Annotated in this window: 5 protein-coding genes; 3 read left to right on the forward strand and 2 right to left on the reverse strand. The window is 69.7% G+C overall.

Features of this window, described 5'->3' with window-relative positions:
- Positions 1–226: 226 nt before the first annotated feature.
- Both D7X12_RS36410 and D7X12_RS36415 read left to right on the forward strand, forming a co-directional pair.
- Entirely contained in the window at positions 227–3,085 is a 2,859-nt protein-coding gene (locus D7X12_RS36410) for a protein kinase domain-containing protein (protein ID WP_341868263.1), read from the forward strand.
- A gap of 161 nt (positions 3,086–3,246) precedes the next feature.
- Positions 3,247–3,804 carry a hypothetical protein gene (locus tag D7X12_RS36415; protein WP_120629807.1) on the forward strand — a complete coding sequence of 186 codons (558 nt, stop codon included), beginning with the start codon at positions 3,247–3,249 and terminating at the stop codon, positions 3,802–3,804.
- 139 nt (positions 3,805–3,943) lie between these two features.
- Here D7X12_RS36415 and gyrB read toward each other — a convergent pair whose 3' ends face one another.
- The gene (gene gyrB / locus D7X12_RS36420) at positions 3,944–6,397 is read right to left on the reverse strand and encodes a DNA topoisomerase (ATP-hydrolyzing) subunit B (protein WP_120629808.1); all 2,454 of its coding nucleotides are present in this window, start codon (positions 6,395–6,397) and stop codon (positions 3,944–3,946) included.
- A 121-nt stretch (positions 6,398–6,518) separates the two neighbouring features.
- Positions 6,519–6,974, reverse strand: coding sequence for a hypothetical protein (locus D7X12_RS36425; protein ID WP_120629809.1), 456 nt, complete (start codon positions 6,972–6,974; stop codon positions 6,519–6,521).
- 105 nt (positions 6,975–7,079) lie between these two features.
- Here D7X12_RS36425 and D7X12_RS36430 point away from each other — a divergent pair.
- Positions 7,080–7,795: GNAT family protein (locus D7X12_RS36430; protein WP_208719513.1), on the forward strand; the 716-nt coding region annotated here is incomplete at its 3' end.

Below are 7,795 nucleotides of genomic sequence, written 5' to 3' on the forward strand. Positions count from 1 at the left end.
GCGCAGGTGATAACCCCGCCCCCGGGCCGCGCCGAACGAAGCTCCGTGAAGAAGTGTGAACCACCGCAACAGTCCACCTCACGCCCCCCCGGCCCCCACCCTGGACGTCCAGTCATTTCCACGGGTTGTCACAACCCACCAGGCCCCGGCGCTCACCGGCCAGCACCCGGAGCGAAATCTTCGCATGCCATGCGAGCGCTTCCGGGACTTTCCGGCGAAGGCGAGTATGCTCCGGCCTCCCCCCTTTTCCGGCCCCGCCTGCTCACCCGTGGCAGAACCCAGTCTCCAGCAATTCGGCAAGTACGTCCTGGTCTCCAAGATTGCCGCGGGGGGCATGGCCGTCACGTATCGCGCGCGCCTGACGGGTGCGGCCGGCGTGACGAAGCCGTGCGTCATCAAGCAGATCCTCCCGCACTTCGTGGACGACCACGACTTCGTGGAGATGTTCATCAGCGAAGCGCGCGTCGCGGCCGGCCTCACGCACGGCAACATCGCGCAGATCTTCGACTTCGGTGAGGTGGACGGGCAGTACTTCATCGCCATGGAGCTGGTGCACGGCCAGCCCCTGTCCAAGGTGCTGCGCCGCGCGTCGCGCGCCGGGGTGGGCTTCCTGCCGCAGCCCCTGGCGCTGCACATCGCCAGCAAGCTGTGCGAGGGCCTGGACTACGCGCACCGCCACGTGGGCGAGGACGGCCAGACGCTGGGGCTCGTGCACCGCGACGTGTCCCCCGACAACGTCCTCATCTCCTACGAGGGCGAGGTCAAGGTCATCGACTTCGGCATCGCCAAGGCCACGAGCGCGGTGGAGGCCAAGACGTCGCCCGGCACGCTCAAGGGCAAGTACCCGTACTTCTCCCCCGAGCAGGCCCGGGGACAGCAGGACCTGGACGCCCGCACGGACGTGTACGCCGCGGGCATCGTCCTCTACGAGATGCTGTGCGGACGGCGCCCCTTCGAGGGCGAGTTCGTCACCGTGCTGCCGCGCATCATCGACGGGGACTGCCTGCCCCCGTCCGCCGTCAACCCGGGCGTGGGCGAGGAGCTGGAGCAGATCGTCGCGCACGCGATGGCGGTGGACCGCGACGCGCGCTACCAGACGGCGAAGGACCTGAGCGAGTCGCTGGTGGAGATGCTCTACCGCGACACGCCCCGCTTCACGCCCACGATGCTGAGCCAGCTGATGACGTACCTCTTCGCGGAGGAGCTGGCCGCCGAGGGACGCAAGGTGGAGCTGCCGCCCAGCTTCAAGGATCAGCTCGCCGCGTGGCAGTCCCCGTCGTCGGAGCCGTCCCAGGGCCGCGCGCGGCTGCCGTCCAGCAACGGCCGCTCATCCAGCCCCGGCAACCCCGCCGTGGTCCGCCCGTCCAGCCCCGGCGTGGCGCGTCCCTCCAGCCCCGGCGTGCGCTCGCCCGGCACCCCGGCCCTGCGCCCCGCGAGCGACGGCGCCGCGCGCCGTAACAGCACCACGCAGGCCACCGCCGTGCGCCGCACCACGGGCACGCGCCGGGTGACGACCCCGGGCAGCACCCGCGAGGCCACCGGCGTCGGCCGCCGCCCCCTGCCGCCGGAGCTTCCGCCCGAGCCGGACACCGACTCCGGGATGGAGCCCACCGCGATGCCGCGGTCGCCCGCCACGTTCGCCGCCCCGCGCGACACGCCGGTGGAGACCGCCGCCGCGCTGCAGACGGAGACCGGGCCGGAGGATCAGGCCGCGCCCCGGGTGCGCACCAGCGTGGATGACGTGCGCGAGAAGCTGGCCGCCGAGGCCGCCGAGCGCGAGCGCAAGCGCGTCAAGCAGGTGCGGTCGCTGAGCATGGGCGTCTTCGCCGCCGCCCTGGCGCTCATCTTCATCGGCGTGGCGCTCCGCTTCATCTTCCCACCGGAGACCGTCGACGAGCTCGCCGGTGACGCCGCCATCCTGTGGATCACCTCCAAGCCGGAGGGGGCCGCCATCGTCGTCAACGGCCGGCCCGCCGGCAAGACGCCCAACCGCGTCGTGGGCGCGGACGTGCGCACGCCGCACACCATCGTCATCACCAAGCCGGGCTACCGCGCGTGGACGCGCCGCTTCTCCCCCAACCAGGCGGAGTACCACCTCAAGGCGGAGCTGGAGCTGGCGCCCGCGAGCGCCCAGGCGGCGTCCGTCATCACCACCGCGCTCCTCCCCGACGCGGGGGAGCCCGACGCCGGCAGCACGGTCGCCGCCGCCGCCCTGGACGCTGGGGCCGCTGGAGACGCCGGAGACGCCGGAGCCGACCCCACGACGGACGCGGGGACCGCCGTCGCCGCCGCGCCGGGTGACGCGGGCGACGACTCCGAGCTCACGGGCAAGGACCGCGAGATGCGCGTGGTGGACTACCCCACGCGCCTCCTGGTGCTGCGGCCCATGTACAACGCCCTGCCGCTGCCGGAGTACCCGACGGCCACCATCGACGTGTCGCCCGGCGCGGCCTACTCGGTGTGGACCGAGGGCAGCGCGGCGTTCGCGGAAGGGGACGGCGTCGCGTCCGGCACGCTCGTGTACTTCGCGGAAGGAGACCTGCCCGCCGACAGCGCCGTGGGCTTCGTCAGCGCCGCGCCCCGCACCCTCAAGGGCGCGAAGAAGCTGCACTTCTTCGCGCTGGATGACACCGGCCCGGAGGACAACCGCGGCTCCATCCGCGTGCACCTGCGGCAGTCCGCGTACATCCCGCCGCGCTCGGTGCTCTTCGAACCCCAGAAGAACGCCGTGCAGGTGAAGCCCCAGCACCAGATGCTGCTGCGCGGCCTCAACCCCAGGTCCACCTACCTCTTCACCGTGCGCGACGACTTCGCCGAGGTGAAGGGGGGCACCCAGGGCCGCATCCGCACCGTGCTGTGCGTGGAGAAGGGCCCCAGCCAGGAGGCCGTGCGCCGCACGCACCGGCTGTTCGAGGCGGGCAAGCGCTACCAGGTGTCCGGCGTGAAGGACCTGCGCTGCGTCTTCCCGGACCTCAGCCTGGGCGACAACCAGGGCGCCATCGACTTCGACATCGTCGACGTGACGAACATGTCCCGCAAGGAGCGCGCCGAAGCGCTCCGCGGTGCCAACCGCTCCGAGCGCTAGCCCCCGCTTGAGCAGCCGGGCATCCGGGCCCCCGCCAGGAGGCCCGGTTGGCAGCCGGGCATCATGGCCCTCCAGGGCATCACCCTGACGCGCTGCTCCCGCGCGAGAGGGCAGTGCCTACCCTCACGGACATCCACATTCTCTCTGTTGGGAGTCCGTTCATGATGCCTGTGCTGTCCTCGACTGGTCTGGTGCTGCACAACCTGGGTCTCGCCGCCGGCTTCGGTGGCACGTTGTTCGGGAAGATCGCGCTCAACCCGGCGGTGAAGGTGCTGGACTCGCACGAGGAGCGGGGTCAGGTGGCCAACGCCGCCTGGAACGGCTTCAACATCGTCAACGCGGCATCCGTGGGGCTGGCGGCCATCACCTGGCTGGTGGGCCGCTCGCAGCTGACGGGCAAGGAGATTGACAGCACCACGCGCGGGCTCGTCATCGCCAAGGACGTGCTGCTGGGCGCCACCGTGGCGCTGGGCGCGGCCAACATCTTCGGCGGTGCCTTCCTGGCCAAGCAGGCGCCCGAGGGCGCCGTGCCCGCCGAGACGGGCCTCACCCCGACGGCCAACACGCCGGAGACGGCCGCCAAGACGATGAAGGCCATGGACGTGGGCGGCATCGTGAACCTCGCCACGATGGCGGGCGTCATCGCCATCACCGCCATCCTCAACATGCGCGCGGGCGCTTCCACGCGCTGGTCGCTGGTCGCCAGGTTCCTTCCGTAAGGGCTTCCGGGGCTGCTTCGCGCGGCCCGGCTCAAAAAGGATGGGAAGGGCACGTGGGCGCGGAGCCGAAAAACGGCACCGGGCCCACGGGTCTTTTGTCCCGGGGCCCGGCGCGTGCTTCACGAAGGGACGGCGAACCTCAGATGTCCAGGTTCTGCACGTCCAGGGCGTTGCGCTCGATGAACTCGCGGCGGGGCTCCACCGCCTCGCCCATCAGCAGCGAGAAGATGTCGTCGCTCTCCACCGCGTCCTCCACCCGCACCTGGAGCAGCGTGCGCGTGACGGGGTTCATGGTGGTGTCCCAGAGCTGCTCCGGGTTCATCTCTCCCAGGCCCTTGTAGCGCTGCAGGCCCAGGCCCCGCTGCGCGTCCTTGCGCACCGCGGCCAGCACCTCCTGCACGGAGAAGGCCGTCACCTCGCCCGCGTCCACCTTCACGCGGTAGGGCGCCTTGCCCAGCGAGTTGAAGGCCTCGCGCAGGGTGATGAGCTCCTGGTACTCCGGCGACGACAGGTAGGCGTGATCGAACACGGACTCGCGCATGGAGCCGTTGAGGTCCGTCAGCACCACCAGCTTCTTGGACTGGTGCTCCGGGTCCTGCTCCACGCGCCGGGACATCCGGCCCATCACGTCCGGCATGCGCCGCTGGCAGTACTCGCGCATCGCCAGGTACTCCTTCTCCACCGCCTGCTCGTCCGCGAGCAGCTCCGCGCGCAGGTCCGTCGCCTGCACCAGCGCGTCCACGATGCGCGCGTCGCGGCGCTTGGCCTGCTTCTCCAGGCGCTCCTCGTAGGTGATGACCTTCTCCAGCAGCACCTTGAGCTCGCTGCCCCCCAGCTCCCCCGCGGGCGTCTGCACCCGGGCGTGCTCGGCGGCGATCTTCAAGAGGTACTCGTTGAGGTCGCGCTCGTTCTTGACGTAGCTGTCCTTCTTGTTGCGCGTGACTTTGTAGAGCGGCGGCTGCGCGATGTAGACGTAGCCCCGGTCAATCAGTTCGCGCATCTGCCGGTAGAAGAACGTGAGCAGCAGCGTGCGGATGTGGCTGCCGTCCACGTCTGCGTCCGTCATCAGGATGATGCGGTGGTAGCGCGCCTTGCCCGGGTCGTAGTCCTCCGCCCCGATGCCCGTGCCCAGCGCGGTGATGAGCGTGACGATTTCGGCGCTGGTCAGCATCTTCTCGAAGCGCGCCTTCTCCACGTTCAAGATCTTGCCGCGCAGCGGGAGGATGGCCTGGTTGCGCCGGTCCCGGCCCTGCTTGGCGGAGCCGCCTGCGGAGTCACCCTCGACGATGTACAGCTCGCTCTCATGCGGGTCGCGGCTCTGGCAGTCCGCGAGCTTGCCGGGCAGGCCTCCGCCGTCCAGCACGCCCTTGCGGCGCACCGTCTCACGGGCCTTGCGGGCCGCGATGCGCGCGCGGCACGCGTCGCCCACCTTGGCCACGACCTTCTTGGCGACGGGCGGGTTCTCCTCCAGGAAGGACGCGAGCTGGTCGTTCACCATCTGCTCGACCAGGCCCTTCACCTCACTGTTGCCCAGCTTCGTCTTCGTCTGCCCCTCGAACTGGGGGTTGGACAGCTTCACGGAGATGACGGCGGACAGGCCCTCGCGCGCGTCCTCGCCGGTGGGCGTCTCCTTCAGGTCCTTCCACGCCCCACCCTTCTCCGCGTAGCTGTTGAGCGTGCGCGTGAGCGCGGCCTTGAAGCCGGACAGGTGGCTGCCACCCTCGTGGGTGTTGATGTTGTTGGCGAAGGTGAAGATGCGCTCGTCGTAGCCATCGTTCCACTGCATGGCGATCTCCAGCGACACGCCCTCCCGCTCCGACTTGATGAAGACGGGCTTGTCGTGCAGCGCCTCCTTCGCCTTGTTGAGGTACTCCACGAAGGACGCGATGCCGCCGTCGAACTTGAAGTCGTGCTCCTTCTGCGTGCGCTCGTCGCGGATGGTGATGTGCAGGCCCGCGTTGAGGAACGCCAGCTCGCGCAGACGCTGGCTGAGCGTCTCGAAGTTGAAGTCCGCCGTCTCCATGATGGTGGGGTCGGGCTTGAAGTGGATCATCGTGCCGCGCTTGTCCGTGGTGCCCACCTCCACCGGGGGGCTGTTGGACACACCGCGCGCGTAGCCCTGTTCAAACACCTTGCCGTTGCGCTGGATGCGGACCTTGAACCACTCCGAAAGGAAGTTCACGCACGTGACGCCCACGCCGTGCAGGCCGCCGGAGACCTTGTACGCGCCGTTGCCGAACTTGCTGCCGGCGTGCAGCTCCGTGAGCACGACCTCCAGCGTGTCCTTGTGCTTGAACTTGGGGTCCGGGTGCGGGCCCACGGGAATGCCGCGGCCGTTGTCCTGGACGCTGAGCGAGCCGTCCACGTGGATGACGACTTCGATGTCCGTGCAGTAGCCGGCGAGCGCCTCGTCCACGGAGTTGTCGACGACCTCGTAGACGAGCTTGTGCAGCCCGTAGGTCATCGTGTCGCCGATGTACATGCCGGGGCGCTTGCGGACGGCCTCCAGCCCTTCGAGCTTGGTGATGCTGTCCGTCCCATAATCGGCGGGCGGCGCGGCCAGCGCGGCGCCGGTAGCGGGGGTCTTTTCCATGTGAAACGTGTCCTTGGGAAAGGCTGCCGTTGCGACAGGGCTGAGCCTGCTGTGCCTACCACCACCCGGCATCCCGGACAAGGTCCGGGAGCCCGCGCAAGGCTGCGAAAAGATTCATGAATCAGGCGTCGAAACGCGAGGGCGGGAGACGGTCCTCCAGCGCCGCGATCAACTCTTCATAAACAGCTTTGCGGGCGAAGAGATGCCGCGTCACGAGCACCCTTCCCTCCTCCTTCAGGAACAGGCCCAGCACGCTCCCTTTGCGGCCGACCCGGCGCACGGAATCAATCTGTCCCCAGTGCAATTCCAGCGGCGTGCCGCTGAAGGGCCGGGACACCCGCACGCCCGCGCTGTCCAGGGTGACGCCCCACGCCGCGCGGGGGCGCAGGCGGTGGACGGACACCAGGAAGGTCAGCATCAGGCCGGCGCTGATGCCGGCGCGCGCCATGGCGAGCAGCCCCCCGCCCCCGCGGTAGTCCGCCAGGGCCCAGGCGGTGAGGACCGCGAGCAGGCATGCGCCCAGGAAGAGGGCGATTCGGGTGGGGCGGGGATCGAAGGAGAAGAAGCGCTGGCTCATGGCGGCGTGAAGCTGGAACCTAATCCCCGGGCGCACGGTGTGCGCGCCCTTTCCTCCAGGGCTGTTCTTTGGCTGTCGCCTCCGCGTCTAGGCTCCGCGCCCGCAATGACGGATGCCGAACTCACCTCGCGGCTGCACGCCAACCTCATCGAATTCAAGCGCCTGCAGGCCGAACGCGGTTCGCTGCGCCACCTGCGCCTTCCGGGCGTGGAGGCCTTCGCGCTGCCCTCGTACCAGGACGCGCACTTCCAGCAGGTCCTCTTCAGCCACGCGGACGCGCTGGCCCAGGCGCTGCCCGCGCTGGGCGACTTCTACCGGGGCCTGGGCCTGTCGCGCTGGCGCATCACCCTGACGCCCGGACAGCCGGACGCGAAGCGCGTGCTGGCCGCCGGAGGCTACCGGCCGGACTTCACCGTGCCCGCCATGGGCGCCTGGCTGAAGGATCTGCCGGACGTGACGCCCGGGGTGCCGGTGGAGTCCGTGGACGGGATGCAGGACCTGGTGGAAATCAACGCGAAGGCCTACGGCCCCGAGTGGCGGAAAATCCTCTCCATCTGGCAGCAGCCGCCCCCGCCACACGTACACACGGTGGTGGCGCGCGACGGGGGCGAGCCCATGTCATGCGGGATGGCGGTGGACGTGGCGGACACGGCGGGCGTGTACCTGGTGGCCACCGCGCCGGAGGCCCGGGGCCTGGGGCTGGCCACCGCGCAAGGCTGCGAAAAGATTCATGAATCAGGCGTCGAAACGCGAGGGCGGGAGACGGTCCTCCAGCGCCGCGATCAACTCTTCATAAACAGCTTTGCGGGCGAAGAGATGCC

The organism is Corallococcus sicarius (assembly GCF_003611735.1).
In the GTDB taxonomy this organism is placed as follows: domain Bacteria; phylum Myxococcota; class Myxococcia; order Myxococcales; family Myxococcaceae; genus Corallococcus; species Corallococcus sicarius.

What these genes read in the sequence shown, in the direction of transcription:
- D7X12_RS36410 (WP_341868263.1), top strand. Translation starts at nt 227, where the DNA reads ATGCTCCGGCCTCCCCCCTTTTCCGGCCCCGCCTGCTCACCCGTGGCA.
- gyrB (WP_120629808.1), bottom strand. Translation starts at nt 6,397, where the DNA reads ATGGAAAAGACCCCCGCTACCGGCGCCGCGCTGGCCGCGCCGCCCGCC.
- D7X12_RS36415 (WP_120629807.1), top strand. Translation starts at nt 3,247, where the DNA reads ATGATGCCTGTGCTGTCCTCGACTGGTCTGGTGCTGCACAACCTGGGT.
- D7X12_RS36425 (WP_120629809.1), bottom strand. Translation starts at nt 6,974, where the DNA reads ATGAGCCAGCGCTTCTTCTCCTTCGATCCCCGCCCCACCCGAATCGCC.